Annotated in this window: 17 protein-coding genes; 5 read left to right on the top strand and 12 right to left on the bottom strand. The window is 58.5% G+C overall.

Features of this window, described 5'->3' with window-relative positions:
- Positions 1-4: 4 nt before the first annotated feature.
- The 8 genes from ABIB60_RS14295 to ABIB60_RS14260 all read right to left on the bottom strand — a co-directional run bounded on the left by ABIB60_RS14295 (position 5) and on the right by ABIB60_RS14260 (position 9,799).
- Entirely contained in the window at positions 5-1,318 is a 1,314-nt protein-coding gene (locus ABIB60_RS14295) for a glutamate-1-semialdehyde 2,1-aminomutase (protein ID WP_354580802.1), read from the bottom strand.
- 343 nt (positions 1,319-1,661) lie between these two features.
- Positions 1,662-3,008 (bottom strand): methyltransferase domain-containing protein, encoded by a 1,347-nt coding sequence (locus ABIB60_RS14290; protein ID WP_354580800.1) that lies wholly within the window; start codon positions 3,006-3,008, stop codon positions 1,662-1,664.
- A gap of 48 nt (positions 3,009-3,056) precedes the next feature.
- On the bottom strand, positions 3,057-4,397 hold the full coding sequence (locus ABIB60_RS14285) for an NAD(P)H-dependent oxidoreductase (protein WP_354580798.1): 1,341 nt from the start codon (positions 4,395-4,397) through the stop codon (positions 3,057-3,059).
- 141 nt (positions 4,398-4,538) lie between these two features.
- Positions 4,539-5,090 (bottom strand): dTDP-4-dehydrorhamnose 3,5-epimerase, encoded by a 552-nt coding sequence (gene rfbC, locus ABIB60_RS14280; protein ID WP_354580796.1) that lies wholly within the window; start codon positions 5,088-5,090, stop codon positions 4,539-4,541.
- Between the two features lie 50 nt (positions 5,091-5,140).
- Complete coding sequence (locus tag ABIB60_RS14275) at positions 5,141-6,226, bottom strand: NAD-dependent epimerase/dehydratase family protein (RefSeq protein ID WP_354580794.1); 1,086 nt, start codon at positions 6,224-6,226, stop codon at positions 5,141-5,143.
- 141 nt (positions 6,227-6,367) lie between these two features.
- Positions 6,368-7,261, bottom strand: a complete 894-nt coding sequence (gene rfbF / locus ABIB60_RS14270; RefSeq protein ID WP_354580792.1) for a glucose-1-phosphate cytidylyltransferase — start codon at positions 7,259-7,261, stop codon at positions 6,368-6,370.
- A gap of 257 nt (positions 7,262-7,518) precedes the next feature.
- Positions 7,519-8,301 (bottom strand): WecB/TagA/CpsF family glycosyltransferase, encoded by a 783-nt coding sequence (locus tag ABIB60_RS14265; protein ID WP_354580791.1) that lies wholly within the window; start codon positions 8,299-8,301, stop codon positions 7,519-7,521.
- Between the two features lie 94 nt (positions 8,302-8,395).
- A complete protein-coding gene (locus tag ABIB60_RS14260) occupies positions 8,396-9,799 on the bottom strand; it encodes an undecaprenyl-phosphate glucose phosphotransferase (RefSeq protein WP_354580789.1) in 1,404 nt (467 codons plus the stop codon).
- A gap of 672 nt (positions 9,800-10,471) precedes the next feature.
- Here ABIB60_RS14260 and ABIB60_RS14255 point away from each other — a divergent pair.
- Complete coding sequence (locus ABIB60_RS14255) at positions 10,472-10,897, top strand: Fur family transcriptional regulator (protein ID WP_354580787.1); 426 nt, start codon at positions 10,472-10,474, stop codon at positions 10,895-10,897.
- A 369-nt stretch (positions 10,898-11,266) separates the two neighbouring features.
- On the opposite strand, the gene ABIB60_RS14250 is transcribed toward ABIB60_RS14255, so the two are convergent.
- Complete coding sequence (locus ABIB60_RS14250; RefSeq protein ID WP_354580785.1) at positions 11,267-12,370, bottom strand: hypothetical protein; 1,104 nt, start codon at positions 12,368-12,370, stop codon at positions 11,267-11,269.
- A 214-nt stretch (positions 12,371-12,584) separates the two neighbouring features.
- Between ABIB60_RS14250 and ABIB60_RS14245 the strand changes: the two genes are divergently transcribed.
- Complete coding sequence (locus ABIB60_RS14245; protein WP_354580783.1) at positions 12,585-13,634, top strand: UbiA family prenyltransferase; 1,050 nt, start codon at positions 12,585-12,587, stop codon at positions 13,632-13,634.
- Here ABIB60_RS14245 and ABIB60_RS14240 read toward each other — a convergent pair.
- Complete coding sequence (locus tag ABIB60_RS14240) at positions 13,631-14,407, bottom strand: glycosyltransferase (RefSeq protein ID WP_354580781.1); 777 nt, start codon at positions 14,405-14,407, stop codon at positions 13,631-13,633. The two genes, ABIB60_RS14245 and ABIB60_RS14240, sit on opposite strands and share 4 nt — an antisense overlap.
- Before the next feature lie 712 nt (positions 14,408-15,119).
- Between ABIB60_RS14240 and ABIB60_RS14235 the strand changes: the two genes are divergently transcribed.
- The 3 genes from ABIB60_RS14235 (at position 15,120) to ABIB60_RS14225 (ending at position 19,669) form a co-directional block, all read left to right on the top strand.
- Positions 15,120-15,998, top strand: coding sequence for an SDR family oxidoreductase (locus tag ABIB60_RS14235; protein ID WP_354580779.1), 879 nt, complete (start codon positions 15,120-15,122; stop codon positions 15,996-15,998).
- A gap of 144 nt (positions 15,999-16,142) precedes the next feature.
- Positions 16,143-16,976, top strand: coding sequence for a formyltetrahydrofolate deformylase (gene purU, locus ABIB60_RS14230; RefSeq protein ID WP_354580777.1), 834 nt, complete (start codon positions 16,143-16,145; stop codon positions 16,974-16,976).
- Positions 16,977-17,116: 140 nt separating this feature from the next.
- Positions 17,117-19,669: an alpha-amylase family glycosyl hydrolase gene (locus ABIB60_RS14225; protein WP_354580775.1), complete on the top strand. Its 2,553-nt coding sequence runs from the start codon at positions 17,117-17,119 to the stop codon at positions 19,667-19,669.
- Positions 19,670-19,719: 50 nt separating this feature from the next.
- Here ABIB60_RS14225 and ABIB60_RS14220 read toward each other — a convergent pair whose 3' ends face one another.
- Positions 19,720-20,181 (bottom strand): hypothetical protein, encoded by a 462-nt coding sequence (locus tag ABIB60_RS14220; RefSeq protein ID WP_354580773.1) that lies wholly within the window; start codon positions 20,179-20,181, stop codon positions 19,720-19,722.
- Between the two features lie 12 nt (positions 20,182-20,193).
- Positions 20,194-22,746 carry an excinuclease ABC subunit UvrA gene (uvrA, locus tag ABIB60_RS14215; RefSeq protein ID WP_354580771.1) on the bottom strand — a complete coding sequence of 851 codons (2,553 nt, stop codon included), beginning with the start codon at positions 22,744-22,746 and terminating at the stop codon, positions 20,194-20,196.
- Positions 22,747-22,828 lie beyond the last annotated feature (82 nt).

The following is a 22,828-nucleotide window of genomic DNA, read 5'->3' as shown; positions in this document are numbered from 1 at the left end:
GGAACTAGTTATACCGGCGGTACACTACTTTGAGTGGGCGCCCGGCCAGGTATTTCTCCACGCCCGCATCCAGGGCCCGGCGGTATATCTGCACTACTTCGTGCAGGCGGTCTACCGTTTGGTCGATAATGGCGTTGGTCATGGAGTAGTTGGTGATGAAGGACGGACAGATAAGACCGCGCCGCATGGTTTCCTGCAGAAACAACGCCCGCAGCGCCTGAGAGGGTTGACCGGCCGCGTCGCGGGTGGCGTAGGTGAGGCAGCAGGGCCGGCCCAGCACCTGCAGGTGAGCCTGCAGCCCCTGGTGGGCAATGGCCTGGTTGAAGCCAGTTGCCAGCCGCTCACCCAGCGCATAGAGGTGCTCCACTACCGGTTCCTGCTGATACACACGCATCACGGCGCGGGCGGCAGCCAGGGCGTGGGTTTCGGCCCCGTAGGTAGTTGAAAGCAGAAATACCCGCTCATGTGGGTGCTCCAAGCCGCCACGTTCCATCATTTCCCGTTTCCCAGTTAGCGCCGCCAAGCTGAAGCCGTTGCCCAGGGCCTTACCGAACGTGGACAGATCAGGGCGGATGCCGTGGCAGTACTGGGCCCCTTGGTTGTGCCACCGGAACCCGGTAATGATTTCGTCGAAAATCAGCACTACTCCTTCGCGACGGCACAGGGCCTGCACTCCGGCCAGGTAGCCCGGCAGTGGGGGCTGGTCTTTTTCTACCTCCATGATTGCGCAGGCCACCTGCCCTGGGTGCTGAGCCAATAAGGTTTCCAGGCTACCAAGGTCGTTGTAGCGGAAGCCAAGGCTGAGTTTTTGAACGGCAGCCGGAATGCCGGCGTACACGGGCGTGGTGGCCATAAACCAGTCATCAACCGAAAAAAACGGATGATCCTGACACACGGCTACCAGGTCGCGGCCAGTGTAAGCCCGGGCCAGCTTAATAGCGGCGCTGGTTACATCGGAGCCATTTTTGGCAAACTTCACCATATCCCCGGCCCCTGTAAATTCCAGAAACTCCTCCGCCGTCTCCAGCTCCAGCAAAGCCGGACGGCCAAAGTTGGCGCCCAATTGCAACTGGTGCTGAGCGGCCTGCACCACCGGCGCGTAGGCGTGGCCCAGGGTTACAGAGCGCAAACCGGCCCCAAACTCCACAAATTGGTTGCCATCCACGTCCCATACGTGCGTACCCTGGCCACGCACCAGGTAGGGCGCCATGCCCTCCGGAAACTGGTCGTCGCCCTTGGCATAGGTATGGCTGCCTCCCGGAATTACAGCGTTGAACCGTTTTTGCAGCAGCGTTGAGCGCGTAAAGCGGGGCCGCATCCGCCCTGGGCTGGCAGGCGACGCTGGTGGCTGTGGCAGGTGTTCCAGCATCATGAGCAAAGTTGTGTTGCGACGCTTTTCAGTGGAAAAAGTACCCGAGCTGATTGCTGGCCCAACCGCCGCCCTGCGCCCTCCGAGCTCAACGTCTCGGGTGAGCTAGAAAGCCGGGGCCATATTGCCGCGCAGCACGCCATACCTAGCTGTACTAGGCACGGCCACCATGAGGAGATGAACGGCGACAGAAACCTAAGGCAAGATGGGTCCACTTTGGCAGGAAGAGGAAAACAGTGTACCCCGAACTGCGTTAGGTAAGCAAAAGCGGCCCACCGTTGCGCTCCAGGTATCAATCAAATACCTGCACCGCCGGAATAGGCACCACAAAGCGCCCACCCCACTCCCTAATGTCCTGCATCTGCTCCATAATCTCCTCGCGCAAGTTCCAGGGCAGAATCAGTACGTAGTCGGGGCGGGTTTGCCGGATGCGGTTGGGGTGGCAGACGGGGATGCGGGTACCGGGCAGGAAGTTGCCCTGCTTGTGCGGGCTTACATCCACGGTATAGTCCAGGAAATCAGTACGAATACCGCAGTAGTTCAGCAACGTATTGCCCTTGCCCGGCGCGCCGTAGCCTACTACCGTTTTGCCTGCCCGCTTCGCCTCCAGCAGAAATTCGAGCAGCTTGCGCTTCGTTTCTTTGGCGTTTTCCTCGAAGTGAGCATAGTAGTTTAAATCCGTAACGCCGGCCGCCAGCTCCAGCTCCCGCAGCTTGGCCACACGGCTGGTTGTTGGGTGGCACCGGGAGGCCAGGTGCCGGGCATAAATGCGCAAAGAGCCGCCGTGCGTAGGTAGCTCCTCCACGTCAAACAGCGTGAGTCCGTGGTGGGCAAAAATCTGCTCCACGGTGTAAAACGACAGGTAGCTGAAATGCTCGTGGTAAATGGTATCGAACTGGTTGCCTTCCATCAGGCGCAGCAGGTGCGGAAACTCCATGGTAATCACCCCATCGGGCTTGAGCAGTAGGTGCATACCCTCCACAAAGTCGTTGATATCGGGTACGTGGGCCAGCACGTTGTTGCCCAGCAGCAGGTCGGCCTGTCCGTGTACCTGGGCCACGTAGCAGGCCGTGTCACGCCCAAAAAAGCGCACCAGCGTGTTGATGCCCTTGGCCTGGGCATGCCGCGCTACGTTGGCCGCCGGCTCAATGCCCAGCGCCGGTACCCCTTTCTCCGTAAAGTACTGCAGCAGGTACCCATCGTTAGAGGCCACTTCTACCACCAGACTGTTACTCGTGAGGCCAAACCGCTCCGCGGCCATGTCGGTGTAGCGGCGGGCGTGGCGCAGCCAGGAGGCTGAATACGAGGAAAAGTAGGCGTAGTCGTGCTGAAAAATACGTTCTGAGCTCACGAACTCATCCAGCTGCACCAGAAAACAGGCCCGGCATACCCGCGCGTGCAGGGGATAAAACGCCTCGGCCCGATTGAACTCATGGGGCCGCACGTGGTCCTGACACAGGGGCGAGGTACCCAGGTTGACGAAGGTAAAATCGAGGGGAGCCCCGCAAAAGCGGCAGGGGCTGACGGGTGGCTCAATGGGTCCAAGCAGCGCATCAGCCTCCAACGATACGGCAGACGACGCACTGAGGGGAGAAAGAGCCACCACGGGCAAGAACGGGGCAACCGGTTCCGTGGTCATACGAGGGGAGGAAAGATAGAGGAAGGAGCCTAGGCCGCTGAGGGCAGCTTAGAGAATAGAGCGGACACCCGAGAGGATGGCAGTTGTGGAGTACGAGCGGAAGTATTCTTCCTGCTCACGGCGGAGCTGGTCAATCAGGCGGCTTTCGGGCAGCAGCACATCGTCGTAGGTCAGCACCTGATCCTGGGGCACATCATGGCGCAGAATGCAGCCTTCGGCTACCCCTATTGGGAGTAAGTTTTCGCGCTGGGCTACGTCGGCGTTTTCGGCCAGGCCGTAGGTGTGATAGTGCCCGATACCATCCAGCACCTGCCCGGCGTGCAGGGCAATTTTGGCCGCCGTTACCACCTCCACGCACATGGGGCCAGCCGGAGCAAGGGCGGCGTCCTGGAACAGCACGGCCCGGGCTACGGTAGTCGGGGTTTCAAAGTGGCAGAGGTGGTAGGGCGTATGGAAGCAGTATAGCGGCCCGGGGCCCAGCTTGTACAGCTTCAGGTAATGTTGCTGCACGGGGTCATCAATAGTGCCCAGCACAAACACGCCGGGGCCTGGCTCTGCGCCCACCACGTAATCTACAATACCAGGGCCACCGCTCAGCAGCAACTCCTGCGGGTACCACTCGGCCGCTTGAGTAACGGGCGTGCCCGGCGCTACGGTGGGGCCCAGCATCCCGCGCCGGGCCACCTGCATGCCCAAGGCATTGGCAATTACGGCCTGCTCAAAACTGATTTTGCTGCCATCGGCGAAGCTGGTAACCATACTCGGGTTCTGGCCCCACTGCCGGGCAAAACCCTCCTGAGTGGTGGGGTTGCGGTAGGGGTCGTGCAAGCCTTTGATGTTGCCGCACAGCACCGGCGTAACACCCAAGCCCTTCACGAAGCGAGCCAGGTTGAGCGTAACGCCCGGCTGGTCGCCGTCGGATACGGTGTACACCACGCCGGCGCGGTCGGCGTACACTTTCAGAATCGGGCCCACGGTGCCATCCAGTTCGGCGTTCAGTAGCACAATGTGCTTGCCGTGCCGAATGGCTTCCAGTACTACCCGGGCCCCATGCTCTACGGCGCCGGTTACCTCAATAATGGCCTCAATGCCGCTGGCCCGGCTTAGGAGCAGGGCATCGTCCGTAATGGCGGGGCGGCCCTGCTCAATGCAGGCTTCCAGCTGAGCCACGGTGCCCACTTCCGTCACATCGGGCACGCCGGCCTCGGCGTAAATAGCGCGAGCCTTATCAAGGGTGCGGTTGGCAATGGCCACCAGCTCCATCCCGGGTACGTAGCGGCAAATCTGGCGGGCTACTCCCCGGGCCATAAAGCCCGCGCCTACCATGGCCACGCGTATGGGCCGGCCTTCCCGCTGACGTTTTTGCAAGGCAGTATCAATGATGAGCATATGCGAGAGTATCTGAGTGAATAAGGAACTGAGTAGCCGAATGCGGAAAAGCAGCGGAAGCACGGAGTGAAACCAGCCCGCCTGAAGCCGCGCCAGTATTCGCCCCGGCGGGGTAAGCACTCCGCCAGGCCGCGTACTGCGTTATGCTACCGGCTCGGGCACCCGCAACAGGAAATCGGGGTGGCATTGGTCCTTCCCGGAAATCAGGGTGGGTGCAATGGGCCACTGAATGTTGATGGCGGGGTCGTTCCAGCGCAGGCCCCGCTCGTGGCCGGGCGCGTACTTAGCCGATACCTGGTAGCTCACATCGGTGTTATCCTGCAGCGTGAGGAAGCCGTGGGCAAAACGGCCGGGTACGAATAGCATCCGAAACGAGTCGGCGGTAAGCTCCACGCCCAACCACTGCCCGTACGTGGCCGACTCTTCCCGCAAATCCACGATGACGTCGTAGATGGCGCCGCGGGTGCAGCGCACCAGCTTGGTTTCCTCGTGGGGAGGCAACTGGAAGTGCATGCCGCGCAGGGTGCCCCGTTGGGGGTTAGAGGAGACGTTGGACTGCAAAGGCGGCATCAGAATGCCGTGGGCGGCAAACTCGTCCTCGCACCAGGAGCGGGCAAAAAAGCCCCGCTCGTCGGCCATCCGGTCAACATCAATAATAAAAGCCCCGGCAAGTTCCGTTTCGGTAAAAATCATGGCAGTGGTGGTTGGTTGGAGTAGTTGAGCGGTAGAGCGCGGGGGAGAAACTAGGCTAGCAGAGCAGCCGGCACAGGCCGGGTACTGCTCGCGCGGGCCCAGTTCAGGTCGTCGCCCAGCTCCTGCGTTTCGCGCAGGCGCGTGAGCACCCGCAGGCGCATCAGCTCCGAGGAGCGGAAGCTGGCGTCCCGGAAATTCATGGCCAGCAGTCCGTCACGCAATTCGGCAATGGCATCTACCAATGTGCGGCGGGGCTGGTGGTTGGGGGCCAGCTCCTGGTACAGGCTGAAATCGACGCGGTAGGAGCGTTTGTCGGGTGGGGCATCGGCGTTCAGGCTCACGCGGGTACCGGGCAGGGCATCGGCCACGGCGTAGGCTAGGTCGCGCACTTGGTAGTTCCAGTGGGCCGAGCCGGTATTGATAGCCAGAAAGTTGCCGCCTACCTCGGTGGGCCGGCCAATGGCCCACTCAATGGCGCGGGCCATATCTTGCACATGAATCAGGGGCCGCCAGGGCGTACCGTCGCTCAAAATGCTGATTTCGCCGGCCGCTACGGCCCCGGCCACAAAGTCGTTCACCACCAAATCCAAGCGTAGCCGCTCACTCCAGCCGCAGGCCGTGGCAAAGCGCAAACAGGTTACCACAAACTCGTCGTCGGCCAGGGGGCGCAGGTCCTGCTCACTCATCACCTTGGAGCGGGCATAGGCCGTGAGCGGGTTGAGCTGGGAGCTTTCGGTTTTAGCCCCTTCGCCCCCGGCCCCGTACATGCTGCAGGAGGAGGCAAACACGAAGCTGCTTACCCCGGCGGCCTTGGCCTGGCGGGCCAGCTCAATGGTGGCGTGAAAGTTCACGTCCAGCGTCACCTGCTCGTAGGTCTGGCCCATGGGGTCGTTGCTGATGGCGGCCAGGCTTACTACCGCATCAACGCCCTCCAGCAAGCCCCCGGGCAGGTGGCGCACGTCCCCAAAAATCTGCCGGTCCAGGCGCGACTCAGGCAGGCGCGTGGGCCCCGTCAGGCAGTGGGCAAAGTAGCCCATGTCAAAGCCAATCAACTCAGCGTGCGGAAACTGCTGACGCAGGTGGCGCACTACGCCCGGGCCCACATAGCCCATATTGCCCGTGATAAGAATGCGCATATGGAAAGGTGATTTAGTGAGTTAGTGATTCGGTGAGTTGGTGATGTAGTAATCTGAGAGTGTATAAGGCTGAGACAGGAGCCATCCGGTACGGCTCATTTAGCACCCTACTCACTAAATCACCACTTCACTAACTCACCGCTAGTCGGCGGGCATGATGGTGGGGGCGGCTACCCGCTCACTGAGCGGAGCTACCAGCGGCGAAGCCAGAATTTCGGCCAGTACGGGGTCGGGCTCCAGGGGCTCAGGGGCACTGCCCCACACCTTCCATTTGGCCCGGCCCTGCTGCCACATTTCTTCCAGCATGTTCTTGTCGCGCAGGGTGTCCATGGGCTGCCAGAAACCAGTGTGGCGGAAGGCCGCCAGGTTGCCCTCCTGGGCCAGGCGCTCCAGCGGGGCCTTTTCCCACACGGTGTCGTCGTCGGCTATGTAGTCGAGCACGCCAGGTTCCAGCACAAAGAATCCGCCGTTAATCCAGGGTGTTTCGCCACCCTCCGGCTTTTCGGTGAAAGAGCCCACCAAGCTGTTCTCGTCGCTGAGGTTGAACACCCCGAAGCGGCCGGGCTGGCGCACGGCCGTGAGCGTAGCCAGTACGCCCTGCTGGCGGTGGTAGCGCACGGCGGCGCGCAGGTCAATATCCCCTACTCCGTCGCCGTAGGTCAGGCAGAAAGTTTCGCCGGGGGTGAGGTAGTCGCGCACCCGGCGCAGGCGGCCACCCGTCATGGTTTCCTGGCCCGTGTCTACCAGCGTCACAGTCCACGGCTCGGCGTGGTTGCGGTGAATCTGCATCTCGTTGCGGTCCATGCGGAACGTCACGTCCGAGTTGTGCAGGAAGTAGTCGGAGAAGTACTGCTTAATCATATGGCCCTTATAGCCGCAGCACACCACAAAATCCCGAATGCCGTGGTGGGCATAAATTTTCATGATGTGCCACAAAATCGGCTTGCCCCCAACCTCCACCATGGGTTTGGGCCGCACACCGCTTTCCTCACTAATGCGGGTGCCGTAGCCGCCCGCCAGAATAACTGCTTTCATAGGAAGTAGAATTGAGAAACATCGACTACAGGAAAAGACGAGCTGAGAAGCCCAACTACCGCCATGCAATCGGTGTACACGAAGGGCTACGGTTTAGGAAATGTAGCACTATTTATAATATTGTCAATATTTTTTATTACTATTTTTTATATGAAGTAAAAATAAAATATAAATAGTATAGTACATCAAACACATCTGCTCTGCTTACATTCATTGCAAGCGGTAGCATTACCAGGACATCGTTAGCTTAAAGCAACTCAGGCCGCAGCCCGGGGCGCAGGCTTACCCACCAGTTGGGCTGCGCCTCGGCGGGCCAGCAGGTACAGAAAGCGGGAATTGGTGACTAAGTACCGCCGCCACAACCGCCGCGGCTCCAGCCAGAGGCGGTAGGCCCATTCCAGCCACAGCTGGCGGGCCCAGGCCGGCAGGCGCTGCTCCAGCCCGGCATACACGGGAAACGCCTGGCCCACGCCCAGCATACAGGCTTTCACCTGGCCCCGGTGGGCCGCCATCCAACGCTCCTGCCGCGGGCAGCCCAGGGCCACAAACAGCAAATCGGGGTCGGCGGCGTTAATGGCGGCTATTTCGGCGGCATCCTCGGCCGGCGTGAGGGGCCGGAAGGGCGGTGAGCAGGTACCCACAATGCGCAACGTGGGCAACTCGTGCCGGGCCCGGGCTACCATGGCCGCCAGCACCTCTTCGGTAGTGCCGTAAAAGTAGACCGACTGCCCACTTTCCGCTGCCGCTGCCAATAAAGCCGGCAGCAAATCCATACCTGCTACGCGGGGCTGCGGCGGTGTTCCCGGGTTTAACCAACTTACCGAGGCCGCCACCGGGCTGCCATCGGGGGCTACCACGGCGGCTTCGCGCAGTATCTGCCGAAACTCAGCATCCTGCTGGGCTTCTACTACCATGTGTACATTGGCAAAGCACACGTAGGCTGATGCGCGCATGGCCCCCAGCCGCAGGATGGCCGCCACAAACTCAGCCGGGGTACCGGTGGAAATCCACGAATCCAGCAGGGGCAGCTTGGGCAGCATAGGTGGAATGGTGAAGTTGTGAAATGGTGAAGTGAACTATTGGCAACAACTGCGCGGGTGCAACGGCAAAACTCACCATTTCACAACTTCACCGCTAGTAGGCGTTTTTCTCGCCGCGCAGCATGTTCCACACGGTGAGGAAGATGATTTTCATATCCAGGCCAAACGACCAGTTTTCCACGTACTTCAAGTCGTATTCCACCCGTTTTTCCATGGTGCCGGCCTCGCGGGTTTCGCCCCGGTAGCCGTGTACCTGCGCGTAGCCGGTGATGCCGGGCGTTACGGCGTGGCGCATCTGGTAAGTGCGAATGTGCTTGCTGTATTCCTCCAGTTGCGAAATCATGTTGGGGCGCGGGCCCACCACCGACATGTGCCCGAGCAGCACGTTAAAGAATTGGGGTAATTCGTCCAGGTTGTACTTGCGCAGGTACCGGCCCACGCGGGTAATGCGGGCGTCGCCCTTGGTGGCTTGCAGTTCCGTTTGGCCGTGGTTGGTGCGCATGGTGCGCAGCTTGTAGCACGGAAACAACTGGTTGCGCTTACCAGGCCGCAGCTGCTTGAACAATACAGGCCCCGGCGAATCGAGTTTGATAAGCACGGCCAAAGCCGTAAGCACCACCGGAAAAGCCAGCAGAATAACGGCCAATGAGAAGGCAATGTCAAATACCCGCTTCAGCGCCAGGTTGGTCCGGATGCCCAGCGGCTCGTGGCGGATGGTGAGAATGGGTAGGTGGTCGTAGAAATATACATTCACGTCTTTACGGACGGTGCCGCGAAAATCGGGTACAATACGGAACGCTAGAAAATGGTCGTCGGCGAAACGGGACAGGTCCTCAATCAGCTGCCGCCGGTCCAGGGGCATCGCAAAGTAGATTTCGTCAATCTGCTCCTGCAGGCAATAGTTTTTCAACTCGGCCAAACGCCCCTGCACCAAAGGGCGCAACTCCGCAGACAGCGAAGCGGGCGTATCCGTGAAGAAGCCCATGAACTGATTGGCAATAGGGTCGTGCGACTCCAGAAAGCGGTACAGCTCCTGCCCGCTTGGGCCGGCACCCACTATCACAAAGCGGCTGTTTGGCCGGGCGAAGTGCTGGTGGTAAGCCCGGTACAGAAACGTAAGCAGGAAGCGGCCAGCCACCACCGCCGTGGTAGACAGGCTATACACCGAAAACAGGTACTCAGCCGGCGGCCAGTACAGGTGCAGCACTACCACTACGAGCAGTACCACGCTTGCGTGCAGCACAAACGTGCGCATCAGGTACAGCAGCTTTTCCGGGTAGGTGATGAGCCGGTCGGTGCGGTAGATGTTCGCAAACTGCCCCGACAAAATCCACCATAGCAGGGCAAAAATGGCAAAGAAGAGTGGATAGTAGCCGTTGAAATGCCAGGTACCCAGGTGCTGATAGCCCGCCAGACGGAAAGCCCCGAAAATCAGCAGCACATCTACCACAGGCAGAATGATGCGGGAGGTATCAGTGTAGTGCCGGTAACGTTCCATGGAGCAGGCAGTAGAGGTATGCGTAAAGGACTTAAGCAGACCGGGTGGGAACGGCTCAGAGCGAGGCAACCTTTGTTTCTACAAAGGAAGCATTATGTATGTTTTAAACAATAATTTTTAGAACTTTTTAACACAAAAAGCATATAAATAATCAAAATGATTCACTTAATCATCGGTTGCTTCCCAAACGGATAAGCATGTCTAAGGTTGGGAATGATGAGTTCGGCTTGTAGGTTTTTACTCCCAGGCATTCGGTAGTGGCCGGTTACAAGCCCGCCCGCTTGCCCATGCCTACCACTCCTCTGCTTTCGGAAACTTGGCTAACCGCTTTCTTGCCTGGAAGCTGCGTATCCGAAAACCGCCCAATACCAGCATCACCATTGCTGTAACGCATTAGCAGTGCACCTTATGTACGCATAACCGATTGAAACACAGTGAATATATAGTACGTCCATATATTTAATCCCCGTTTTTCAACATTCTACCGAGCTTTTTCGTAGTTTCGTCCTGCCAGGCAGTTACAGGTGTGTGTCTGTCGGCAAGAGCCTCCTATTGCAACACGAAGGCCTCAACTCATCAGTTGAGGCCTTTTTTGCGGGCACTAATCCGGTAGCAGGCAGGTTGTTGGCAGAACGCACGCTAGCCTGCAAAACTGCCTATCTTTGTACCACCATGGCCACCCCCGACCGGATTTCTCAGACTCTTACCCGCCACAAGCTGCGCCATACGCCCGTGCGCCGCGCAGTGCTGCAGGTACTGTCGGTTTCGCCGTTTGCCTTATCGGGCCACGAGGTGGAGCAGCAACTTGGCGGCGAGGTTGACCGCATTACCCTCTACCGTACCTTCAAGACCTTCGAGGAAAGCGGCCTAATTCACCGCGTAATTGATACCAGTGATACGGTGCGCTACGCAGCCTGCTCTATGGAGTGCAATGCTCACGCCCACTCCGATGACCATGTGCACTTCAAATGCACGAACTGCCAGCACATTTACTGCCTCAACCAGGTGGCCATTCCGGCCGTAACGCTGCCGGCTAAATTTCAGGCCCAAACCCGCGACTATTTGCTGGCGGGCGTCTGCCAGGATTGCCAGCCCTAGGCTTCCGCGTCAGCAAGTGGCCCCTCTCCGCATTTTGCACGGGTGCATAAACGTGATTTGGTGAGCGTGGCAGGAATAAAGTGTATCAATACCACCACTGTACCGCTTCCTGGTAGCAGCAGAAAAGCAAACAGCGTCATTACCAGCAAATAGCCCTGCAGTCTGCCATAGAGGCAACATAACCCGCCCCTATCCACTACCAGTTAACGCTATCATGTTAAGGCGACAGCGCCGGCGTTACGACTTGCAGGTAATGAGTAGCAAAGGCGTTCTGCAGCACCTAAAACTCGTTGATCTAACTTAACAGGCAGTTCTGTCCATTCACCGGCTGGATGACCCAGCAGAATCGTGAGCGGCCGAATATAACTACTAGGAAACCTTCAACACTCTCCCTTGCTCTCTTTTCAGGGCAGAGTAACGGGTTAGGGCTTCCATGCAAAATGCTGTGGTTATTTCCTCGGAACCCCAACCCAGCAAACGTTTGGGTCCGCCGTAATAGACCAGCCAACGAGGCCACTCGCCTGTAACCTCCTGCGCTTGCAAAATGTAGCTTACAGCGGGCTCTAATTCAGGGGGGTAGCATTGTAAGTTAATCAGCGTGCACACGGCCCACGCTGTGTCTACCAGTGTCTTGCCCAGTCGGCCATCGGGCTGAGCCTGCGCTAGGATACGCGTAATAATGGGCTGGCGCAATGGCTCCAGCTGCGTAATACCGGCGTAATAACATCGGGTAAATGAGTAATACACGAAGAAGATGTCCAGATACCACAAATCACACGTTCCTTCCTCCTCATTGGCAATGACGCGCAATAGGAAACTTATAACTGCCTGCGTTTCTGGAATAGCACCTAAGTAATATAAGGCATTGGCGTTTACCACTGCATCCACATCATTCCGCTTGGCCTCAACTCCGTACCAGAATAATATGCTTTTGAGGGGATGAAGCAATTCCTGGGCGGCAACACGCCAGAAAGTACGGTTGGCAACCCAGCGGGGACGGAGTAGAAACCAGGAGTAGAATAAGCCTTTGCTATTCCGATTAGCCAGTATTAAGGGCTTATTTGTGGGCACCGGACAATTGACGCCCCGCGCCTGCAGTATAGCCGATACGCAGGCTGTATCATCAATGTCGAGCGGGCATAAGTGACGCAGGTGATGGATATTGGTAAAATGATTCCATAGACCGCCGTGGTTCATCTGATTTCGAAAAAAGTCGGTAGCCCGCGTTAGGATGAGGTCTGTTTCAGCGCTTGCGGGCACGTGTAGCAAAGAGTGAGCGACTAAAGCCGTCGGAAACACAGCACTGTCGGTGTACCGCCACCCCTGCATAGGCAGGTCAAGAGCACAATAAGAAACAAACTGCCCATCAGCGGATTGGCGCTGGCGTAGGTAGCTAACAGCCCGCTGAACTGCTTGCTGCAGTTGATTTTGCCAATCCGACAGATCAGACAACTGGGAAACGACAGGCTGCATAAGGTATTTGCACTATGAGTAAGGAAGATTTTTGCGCTGGCCGTACTACCCCCCGGATACGGTACGGTTACGTATGATGATTGAAAAATAAAAGTTCTCCGGTAGGGTTGGTTTGCTCTTACCTGGTAATTATACTCTTACTTTGTACAAATGTAGACATATACAGTCCGGCTGTTGTCATGTACTGCTGACTGGTCAAGATTCTACCAAAATTATGTCACAAGCGCGAGTTGTTAGTAGTGTATCTTCAAATGGCGCTTTGTTGGAAATAGCACGCTTGCAGGATTGGTGGAATTGTAAGTTTTCTCCGGTGCTGGCCACTTTTTACGCTTCCGCTTATCTTATTGGCATACCGGTTTGGCCTTTACTACCCAAACTATTGGTTTTACTGCTGAGCTTGACTGTGGGCGCCACGTACGTGAGTATCATCAATGACTGGGCCGATCAAAGTGATGATGCCGCCGGAGGAAAGTACAATCGGGTGGCCAATAAACCTGCTTGGGCAACGGCTTTGGCAGTGGGCCTCTGCCTGACGTTTGGCCTGGCATCAGGCATTTACTTTTGGCAGACCAACCATTTAAGCGGCTGGTTGTATTTGGGATCTTGGGTAGCTTTTTCGGCTTACTCTTTCCCTCCGCTACGCCTGAAAAAACGAGGGTTGGCCGGCGTGCTGGCCGACGCCTCGGGCTCCCACTTATTTCCGCAATTACTCACCGTGTCATTGGTTGCAGCTTGGGCTGGCCAACAGCTTCCGGCTTTCTGGTACGGTGCGCTTGGCACTTGGGCACTAACCTGTGGCCTACGCAATATCCTGCTTCACCAGCTTTCCGACGCGGAAGCTGATGCTCAGGCGGATGTAGACACGTGGGTCTTACGCCGAGGCCCACAGCGTGCACAATGGTTCGGACAAGCTGTGCTGTTCCCCATTGAGCTTGCGGCTTTCTGCTCACTTCTTGCCATGAGTCAGCAACTATGGTCACTGGTTCTGCTACTGGTGTATGCTGCCCTGGAAGGGTTGAGATGGCGCTTATGGGGTAGCCCGCCCCGGATTTTACAGCCCCAAACGCGTATTCTGCTGGGTGAATATTATGAGGTGTTTTATCCGCTGGCTTTTCTTATCGCCCTCAGTAGTCGGCATCACACTGATGGGATAGTGCTCCTTGTCCACCTAGTTTTATTTGGCACCGTTTTCTGGCAACCCTTGGTTATAGTAGGACGGGCAATTCCACTGGCAATACATAAAATACTAGGAAAATTACGCTAGGAAACCAGCGCGTGCGTCCACTCCAGTACTTTGTGGGCTAATAACTCTACTGAGTTGGCGGGCACTGTAGCCCGAGCATGATGGGCAGCAGCGGTTCCGTACGCAGGCCATTGGCCTCGCAGCAGCCATGCTCTTTCCATTGCCTCATCCAGAGCCTGCACGGTAGCCGCTCCTGCCAGAAAACCGGTCTGGTTATCAACCAACAATTCAGCTATCCCCCCGGCGTCTACCGCAATTGTTGGCCGGCCCGACAGCATTGCTTCCACCAAGGCAAGTGGTAAACCTTCGTGGCGGGAGGGCAGAATCAAAGCGTGGTGGTTACGCCATATAGCCATAATATCGGCTGTATGGCCTCCGAAGCTGACGGAAGAGTCCAGTTTTAAAAATCTTATCATCTCGCTAAGCGCAATTTTATCGGGCCCGTTGCCATACAAGGTTACCTGAACGGGGCGGCGGCGCCACTTTGGCTGGGCCAATACCTGCAATAGTAAATCCTGCCCTTTATCGGCTATGTGTAGGCGGGCTACGCAGGCTAGTCGAACGGGGGCCTCGGCACTGGTAACGGGCCAGGGTAACTCGCCCAGGAAAGGTACATTAAACGGGTTCCACACTACCTCGGCCGTTGGCAACTCCATGCCCAACTGTAGCTGAGTGAGCAGGAGATTATGCCGCGACACGAATAAACTACGCTGGGCAGCTTGAAAAACCGTCTGTACCAGCCGCCGCTCCAGGTAAGGAGGTAAAAAATAATCAATGGCTTTCTGGGCCAGCAAGATGTAAGGAAAACCCTCCTGCCGACATATGTCAGCAAAGATGAATCCATCGTAGTTAGAGCCCTGCGAGATGATGACAATATGGGGTTGTAAAGTTTTCAGCCCCTGCTGCAATAGACGCTGGCTGATTTTTCGGCCGGTGTACTGCTGCCGATATGGTAGTAGCCGATTAGTGATACGACGACTCAGGGAAACTGCCGGATCAAGATCCGTAACCGGGCAGCCTGCAGCCTGCAGAGCAAGTAGCCGGGGCTGGTGCTTATCTACATGCGTTTTAAATGCCCTCACGGTATGCCCAGCCCGAACTAAAAAATGAGCCGTTCCGGCCCATAATTCTTCGCTCCCCCCCCAGTCGCCAGTACAGGAGCTTACAAAGACAATGCGTAAATGTGTAACGGAACTACAGTTCAGTTTAGTGGAGTTGGTCACAAACCAGGTTGTATTCTGTTGAGAGTCAAGTAAGACCTATTATGGGGCAACCCTCAGGTATTGATCATCCAATCTGATAAAGCAAATATACTATTCAAGAACATTTTTTTCAAGATATAATACCGCTTATATAGACAGATTATATAGTTCTGCTTGCTACAAATCTAATTTTTGAAACTAGTCTGTTCTGCCGGATTAATCATCTCATGCCGCCAATAATATTTCGCTTCAGCCAGTCCTTGCCGCTTGGTGGCCGTAGTAGTTAGTCAACTAACTATGCAATATGAACACGGAACAAAACGAACCGCGCCCTACCAATAGCGAAATCAAGCCCAAGCCCACCAGCTACCCCACCGCCGAGGGCGACATGCAACAGCAACCCGACTGGGATATGTCGAGCTACCAGCCGGCGGGGAAGCTGCGCGGCAAAGTGGCCCTGATTACCGGCGGCGACTCCGGCATCGGGCGGGCGGTGGCGCTGGCCTTCGCCATGGAAGGGGCCGATGTAGCCGTTATCTACCAAACCAATGCCGAGGATGCCGCCGTAGTGGGCCGGGCCGTGGAGGCCCAGGGCCGCCGGTTTCTGGCTATCCAGTGCGACGTCCGCTCCGCCACCGAGTGCCGGGAGGCGGTGCGCCGCACCTACCACGAGTTGGGCGGCTTCAACATTTTGGTTAATAACGCGGCCTACCAGATGGGCTACGAGAATTTTGAAACCATCCCGGAGGAGAATATTCACCGCACCTTCGATACCAACATCAAAGGCTACATTTTCATGGCTCAAGCGGCCATTCCCTTCCTAAAAGAGGGTGACTCCATCATTAACACGGGTAGCATTGCCGGGCTGCTGGGCAACCCCCACCAGATTGACTACGCCAGCACCAAAGGCGCTATTCATACCTTCACCAAAGGCCTGGCCGCTTACCTGGGCGAAAAGAAAATCCGGGTGAATGCCGTGCTGCCTGGCCCCGTCTGGACGCCCCTGATTCCGGGCACCATGCTGGAGGAAGACCTCAAGAAATTTGGCGACGCCACCCATTTGGGCCGCCCCGGTCAGCCCGAAGAGTTAGCACCGGCTTACGTGTATTTTGCCTCCCAGGATGGTAGTTATGCCACCGGGGCGCTGCTGGAGGTTACCGGCGGCATGCCCAAAGGCAGCTAACCAGTTCTTACTATCACTCTTGCAGGGGCTCCGCACGCAGCGGGGCCCTTGTCGTTTGGGGTTTTAAGTTCCGGAGGACTGCTACGGGGGCCAGTTACCCCAACATTGCCCGTATCTTGCGAGTCGTATTTTTTGCCCAACCGCATGGTTCATTTTCTACTGATTGACTGCCCCGACGAGCCGGGGCTGGTGTTTCGTATTACCGAAGTGCTGTACCGCCACGGCCTCAATGTGCTGCGCAACGGCGAGTTTGTGGAGCGCGAGGACAACCACTTTTTCATGCGCACTGAGTTTGACGGGCAGTGTGAGCCGGAGGCTTTGCTGCGTGATTTGACTGCCGCCTTGCCTGCCACGGCCCGCATCCGGCTGCGCGACAGCCGGGCCCGGCGCATTGTGGTGCTGGCGACCAAGGAGCATCATTGCCTTTCCGAGTTGCTGGTGCGCCACTTCTTTGGGCAGTTGCAGGCTGAAATAATAGCCGTTATCAGCAACCACGACAACCTGCGCGAGCTGACGGAGCGCCTGAACGTGCCCTACCACCACATCAGTGCCGAAGGAATTTCCAGGGAGGCGCACGAGGCCGCCGTACTCCAGCAAATTGCCCACTACGAGCCCGAATTTGTGGTGCTGGCCCGCTACATGCGCATTCTGTCGCCGGAGTTTGTGGCCAATTTCCCGGAGCGGCTCATCAACATTCACCACAGCTTTTTGCCCGCTTTCATTGGTGCCAGCCCCTACGCTCAGGCCTACGCCCGAGGAGTAAAAAGCATTGGGGCTACGGCGCACTTCGTAACCGACCAGCTCGACCAGGGGCCTATTATTGCCCAGAGCGTTATTCCGACGGACCACACCCAAAATGCCCACGACATGGCCCAGGCCGGCCGCGACGTGGAGAAGCTGACCCTGGCCCGCGCCCTTACCTTGGTATTTCGGGAGCAGGTGGCCGTGCACCGCAATAAGACCATTGTGTTTGAGTAGAGGCAGCCGCCTTCTGCTACCTGTTCAGCTCGCCTGGTTCCAGCATTATACTGGTTGCAGGCGAGCTTTTTTTACGGCCCGGCCACTTGCTTTCGTGGTATCTTTGAAGCCTTTCCCTTCGCCAACTTGCTCTTTACTGAATGAAATACTTCTCCTTGCTTTTACTACTGCTGAGTAGCCTGGGGGCCCAAGCCGTGCAGCTTACCTTCCGGGTAGATATGCGCCAGCAGACGGTGGCTGCCGGCGGCGTGCACGTGGCCGGCAACTTTCAGGCCGCCGCCGGCTACCCCGCCGACTGGAACCCCGCTACCACCCTGCTCACCGACCCGGATAACGACCGAATCTACGAGGTGACGGTGAACGTGCCGGCCGGCACCTACCTCTACAAGTTTGTGAACGGCAACGCTTGGGGCGGGGCCGAGCTACCGCCTGCCACCTGCGGCGTTACGGATGGCAGCGGCAACGTGAACCGGCAAGTGGTGGTGGGCAGCAGCGCGGTGCGGCTGCCGGTGCTGACCTTCGGCGGCTGCAACACGCAGGTACGCTTCGCCGTGAACATGCGCGGCCAAACCGTGGCCCGAACCGGGGTGCACATCGTTGGTAACTTTCAGCCGCTGGCCGGCTACGGCTTGGAAGGCGACGCTACTGCCCTACCCCTCACCGACGACAACGGCGACGGAATTTACGAGGTGCAGATTGCCTTGCCCGCCCCCATCCGGTTTCAGTACCGCTTCGTGAACGGCAACGTGCTGAGCGGCGCGGAAACCGTGCCCGCCGCCTGTGGCACCGCCGATGCCAGCGGCACCCTGACCCGCGTGTTTGATGCCACGGCCGCCGTAAATACCATGCCGGCCGTGTGCTTCGGCACCTGCCAGACGTGCACGCCCTCCCTCACCGAGTACACTACGCACTGGTGGAATGACGCCGTATTTTATGAGGTGTTTGTGCGCAGCTTTTATGACAGCAACGGGGACGGGAAGGGTGACTTCGCGGGCCTCACCCAGAAGCTCGACTACCTCAACGACGGCAACCCTGCCACTACCTCCGACCTGGGCATCACCGGCATTTGGCTGATGCCCATGATGGAGAGCCCCAGCTACCACGGCTACGACGTAACCAACTACAAAGCTACCGAGCCCGACTATGGCAGCATGGCCGAGTTTGAGGCTTTCCTGACTGCGGCTCACCAGCGCGGTATCAAGGTAATTATCGACCTGGTGCTCAACCACTCCTCCGACCAGCACCCCTGGTTTCAGCAGGCCGCCAGCAGCCCCGCCAACGCGTACCGGGACTGGTTCCGGTGGTCGAATACGGTGCAGGGTACGGGGCCGGGCAACGGCACCGTATGGCACCCGCGCAACGGCAGCTACTACTACGGCGTGTTCTGGAGCGGCATGCCCGACGTGAACTGGCGCAACCCCCAGCTGAAAGCCGCCATGTGGGATGCCTCCCGGTTCTGGCTGCGCAAGGGCGTGGATGGCTACCGCCTGGACGCAGTGAAGTATCTGGTAGAAAATGGCAACATTCTGGAGAATACGCCCGAAACCCTGGGTATTCTGGAGGAGTTTCACGATTCGGTACGGGCCGTGAACCCCAATGCCTTTACTATTGGAGAAGCCTGGACGAACACAGCGGCCGTGGTGCCCTACGTGCTCAACCAGCGCCTCGACGCCTGCTTTGAGTTCGACCAGGCCGCAGCCATCATTAGCAGCCTGAACGCGGGCAACCCTGCCGCCCTACGCACCCAGCTGGGCGTGGTGGACCGCTCTTACCCCAAGCTGCAGTACGGCACCTTCCTCACTAACCACGACCAGAACCGGGTACTTGACCAGTTGGGCGGCAACCTGGCCCGCATGAAGCAGGCCGCCGCGCTTTACCTCACGCTGCCCGGCGTGCCTTTTTTGTACTACGGGGAAGAAGTGGGCATGCAGGGCTCGGGGGTGGATGAGGACAAGCGCAAACCCATGCAATGGACGGCTGGGGCGCAGGCGGGCTTTACCACCGGCTCGCCCTGGCGCGGCATCAACAGCAACTACGGCCAGTTCAACGTAGCCACCCAGCAGGCCGACCCCGCTTCCCTGCTCAACCACTACAAGCAGCTCATCCGGGTGCGCAATAGCCAGGAGGCGCTGCGCAAAGGCTATCTGCTGCCCCTCACCTCCCCGGCCAGCTCGGTACTTAGCTATGCCCGCGTGCACCAGCAACGGGCGGTTCTGACGGTAGCTAACATGGGCAGCTCGACCAGCCCGGCACTCTCCCTGGCTCTATCAACGCTGCCGGCCGGCGTGTACCAAGCTACGGAACTACTTACAGGACAGGCAGCCGGCACCGTTACACTTGATGACCAAGGCGGCTTCAGTAGCTGGGCGCCCAACCTGGCGACGCTGGGCTCCAACCAAACCTGGGTACTGCAGCTGGTGCCCACGCAAATTACGGCTACAGCCGGCGCAAACGCGGCGTTTGCACCCCAGCTCTACCCCAACCCCGCTGCTCAGCAAGTAACCTTGGAGTTGCCCAGCACTACCCCGGCCCAACTGCTGGTATATACAGTGCAGGGCCAGTTGGTGCGCACTATTCCACTCAATGGCCGCCGCCACACGCTTGATACCAGCGCTTGGCCAAATGGCACCTATCTGCTGCGCATTCAAAGTGGCACGGCCGTTGCCGTACAGCGGCTGGTAGTGGCGCACTAGGTTTTATGGACTACTCTGAGCAGGAATAGCTGATTCCTGTTCAGAGCAGCTCAGGTTGCCGAAAGTATGATTTTCACCTGACTGGGAAGTAAATTCGCCAGCGTGGCCAATTCCAGTCGGTTGAGTCCACGCCGCCAGTCTTGCAGAGTTTCACACTCCACCGACCAGCAACTGCCGGCCCCTAGAGCATCATATTCCGGCGGGTAATACAGGCTGCAACTAAGCTGCCAGAACTCCTCCTCTCCTTCCAGCTGAAACTGTCGGGTGACATCGAGGCAAAACTGTCGGCCCATTTCGCCTTCGTAGTAATAAGTGCCCCACTGAAATAATAGCATATCGTTATCATATGCTGAAGTATCGATGCTGGCGATGCTAGTATCAAGGTAAAACTGGCTCATTACATCAAGGACCAAGCCTATTGTCAGCGGTGTACCTGGAGGGGCAGTGGTGGCCAACCGTTGCCGGAAGTAAACCTCGACTTCATTGAGCGCAATGGATGGTTTCCTGTTCATTTTGCTACAGCTTCATTTTGCTACAGCTTGACTTTTCAAAAACCGCTGCAGAAATGGGGCGGTTTTGCTGTTTCGGGACTTAGCTACCTCGGCCGGTGGGCCGGCGGCCACCACTTGCCCACCCTCGTCGCCGGCACCGGGGCCCATGTCCAGTACCCAATCGGAGGCGGCTACTACGCGCATATCGTGCTCCACTACTAGTACGGTATTGCCCGCATCTACCAGCTTTTGCAGTTGGGCGAGCAGGCGCTCCACATCGGCGGGGTGCAGGCCGGTGGTGGGCTCATCCAGCACGTAGAGGGAGTTGCCCCGGCCGGTGCGCTGCAGTTCGGTGGCCAACTTGATGCGCTGGGCCTCACCCCCGCTCAGCTCGGTGGCGGGCTGGCCCAGGCGCAGGTAGCCCAGGCCCACGTCGCGCAGCACAGTGAGGGCCCGGTGCACGGTGGCATCGTCCCGGAAAAACTCCCAGGCCGCATCAACCGTCAGGTTCAGCACCTCCGCAATGTTCTTATTCTGGTAGTGAATTTCGAGGGTTTTGGCGTTGTAGCGGCTGCCGTGGCACACTGAGCAGGGCGCATACACGCTGGGCAGAAACAGCAGTTCCACCATCACAAATCCTTCGCCCTGGCAGTTTTCACAGCGGCCTTTGGCTACGTTGAAACTAAACCGCCCGGCATCGTAGCGGCGTTTACGGGCCTCGGGGGTGGCAGCAAATAACTTACGTACGTGGTCGAAGAGGCCGGTATACGTTGCCATATTGGAGCGGGGCGTGCGGCCGATGGGCTTTTGATCCACGCGCACCAAGCGTTTGATGGCTTCTAAGCCGACCACAATGCGGCCGCCGGTTGTGGGGGCGGCGGTGCGTTCCAACGGATCGGTTTCGGCTTCTTCCTCCGCTTCGACGGCCTGACCCAACTGCTCGGCTACCAGCTCTACCAACACCTGGCTAACCAGGCTGGATTTACCCGAGCCCGACACCCCCGTAACGGTTGTCAGCACGCCCAGCGGGAATTCCACGGCCAGGTTGCTCAGGTTATTGCGGTGTACTCCTTCCAGCCGCAGCCAACCCTGTGCCGGCCGGGCGGCGTCAACTGAGGCCGAGCCGGTAGTCGGGTACAGGAAGCGGCGAGTTTCCGAATGCGGCACGTTGGCTAAACCGGCTGGCTCCCCGCTGTACAGGATTTCGCCGCCCAGCTCACCGGCGGCCGGACCCACATCTACCAGCCAATCAGCCTGCCGAATCACGTCCAGGTTGTGCTCTACCACGAACAGGGAGTTGCCAGCCTGCCGCAGGCTGGCCAGGGCTTTTAGCAGCGCCTGGGTATCGGAGGGGTGCAGGCCGGCCGAGGGCTCATCCAGCACATACACCACGCCAAATAGGTTAGAGTACAGCTGCGTAGCCAGCCGCAGCCGCTGCAGCTCACCCGGTGAAAGCGTGGGCGTGCTGCGTTCTAGCGACAAATAGCCCAGGCCCAGGTCGAGCAGCACGGTGAGGCGGGCGCACAAATCCTGGGTGATGCGGCGGGCTACTTCGGCCTGCTCCGGGTGCGCGGCATCGTGGGCCTGGGCGCGGGCTTTGCCTTCGGCAAAAGGCCGGATCAGGGCCTCCAGACGCTTGAGCGGCAGGGCTGAGAAATCGGCAATATCCAGCCCGGCAAACGTGACGCTCAATGACTCCCGGCGCAGGCGCTTGCCCTGGCAGGTAGGGCACTCGGTGCTGAGCATGTACTGCAACGCCCGTTTCTTCATGAGTGGACTTTGCGTAGTAGCGAAGGTGTGCAGCACGTGGCGGCGGGCACTGCTGAAGGTGCCCATGTAGTTGGGCGGCTCCTTGCGCTTGAGGGCCCGCTGGGTTTCCTCAGGCGAGTAGCCAGGGTACACCGGCACCACCGGCTGCTCCTCCGTGAACAGAATCCAGTCGCGCTGCTGCCGGGGCAACTCCCGCCACGGAACATCCACGTTATAGCCCAGGGTTACGAGGATGTCGCGCTGGTTTTGGCCACCCCAGGCCTGGGGCCAGGCCGCAATGGCCCGCTCCCGGATGGTAAGGGTAGGGTCGGGCACCATGCTGTCCTCGGTTACCTCATAGATGCGGCCCAAACCGTGGCAGGTGGGACAGGCTCCTTCCGGCGTGTTCGAGGAAAACGCCTCGGCGTAAATGATGCCCTGGCCCTTAGGATAGTCGCCGGCCCGGGAATACAGCATGCGCACCAGATTGGACAGGGTAGTAACTGAGCCCACCGAGGAGCGCGTGGTAGGCGTGCCGCGCTGCTGCTGCAACGCCACGGCCGGCGGCAGCCCGTCAATAGACTGCACCTGGGGCACCGACATCTGGTGAAACAGCCGCCGCGCGTACGGCGACACCGACTCCAGGTAGCGGCGCTGGGCCTCGGCGTACAGGGTGCCAAACGCCAGGCTGCTTTTGCCCGAGCCCGATACGCCCGTAAACACTACCAGCGCATCCCGCGGGATGTCCACGTCCACGTTTTTGAGGTTGTGTTCCCGCGCCCCGCGCACCCGCACGAAGCCGTTAAAGTTGGCAGTAGATTGAGAGGAATCAGGCATGGCGGTGAAGCGAGTTGGCGGCTCCGTATACGAGGCTGGCAGGGAAGTATCCACCCTACCCTTATGCCCGGGGGCCTTTACG

This window comes from Hymenobacter sp. UYP22 (assembly GCF_040547285.1).
GTDB lineage: Bacteria > Bacteroidota > Bacteroidia > Cytophagales > Hymenobacteraceae > Hymenobacter.
Note: the sequence above shows the minus strand (reverse complement) of the source record. Positions and strands in the feature narration are given on the sequence as shown.

Excerpts from the sequence above, each read along its gene's own strand:
- rfbC (WP_354580796.1), bottom strand. The coding sequence starts at position 5,090 with ATGATTTTTACCGAAACGGAACTTGCCGGGGCTTTTATTATTGATGTT.
- ABIB60_RS14265 (WP_354580791.1), bottom strand. The coding sequence starts at position 8,301 with ATGCTGCCCAAGCTGCCCCTGCTGGATTCGTGGATTTCCACCGGTACC.
- ABIB60_RS14295 (WP_354580802.1), bottom strand. The coding sequence starts at position 1,318 with ATGCGGCCCCGCTTTACGCGCTCAACGCTGCTGCAAAAACGGTTCAAC.
- ABIB60_RS14245 (WP_354580783.1), top strand. The coding sequence starts at position 12,585 with ATGTCACAAGCGCGAGTTGTTAGTAGTGTATCTTCAAATGGCGCTTTG.
- ABIB60_RS14260 (WP_354580789.1), bottom strand. The coding sequence starts at position 9,799 with ATGGAACGTTACCGGCACTACACTGATACCTCCCGCATCATTCTGCCT.
- uvrA (WP_354580771.1), bottom strand. The coding sequence starts at position 22,746 with ATGCCTGATTCCTCTCAATCTACTGCCAACTTTAACGGCTTCGTGCGG.
- ABIB60_RS14275 (WP_354580794.1), bottom strand. The coding sequence starts at position 6,226 with ATGCGCATTCTTATCACGGGCAATATGGGCTATGTGGGCCCGGGCGTA.
- ABIB60_RS14255 (WP_354580787.1), top strand. The coding sequence starts at position 10,472 with ATGGCCACCCCCGACCGGATTTCTCAGACTCTTACCCGCCACAAGCTG.
- ABIB60_RS14235 (WP_354580779.1), top strand. The coding sequence starts at position 15,120 with ATGAACACGGAACAAAACGAACCGCGCCCTACCAATAGCGAAATCAAG.
- purU (WP_354580777.1), top strand. The coding sequence starts at position 16,143 with ATGGTTCATTTTCTACTGATTGACTGCCCCGACGAGCCGGGGCTGGTG.
- ABIB60_RS14290 (WP_354580800.1), bottom strand. The coding sequence starts at position 3,008 with ATGACCACGGAACCGGTTGCCCCGTTCTTGCCCGTGGTGGCTCTTTCT.
- ABIB60_RS14250 (WP_354580785.1), bottom strand. The coding sequence starts at position 12,370 with ATGCAGCCTGTCGTTTCCCAGTTGTCTGATCTGTCGGATTGGCAAAAT.
- ABIB60_RS14225 (WP_354580775.1), top strand. The coding sequence starts at position 17,117 with ATGAAATACTTCTCCTTGCTTTTACTACTGCTGAGTAGCCTGGGGGCC.
- ABIB60_RS14220 (WP_354580773.1), bottom strand. The coding sequence starts at position 20,181 with ATGAACAGGAAACCATCCATTGCGCTCAATGAAGTCGAGGTTTACTTC.
- rfbF (WP_354580792.1), bottom strand. The coding sequence starts at position 7,261 with ATGAAAGCAGTTATTCTGGCGGGCGGCTACGGCACCCGCATTAGTGAG.
- ABIB60_RS14285 (WP_354580798.1), bottom strand. The coding sequence starts at position 4,397 with ATGCTCATCATTGATACTGCCTTGCAAAAACGTCAGCGGGAAGGCCGG.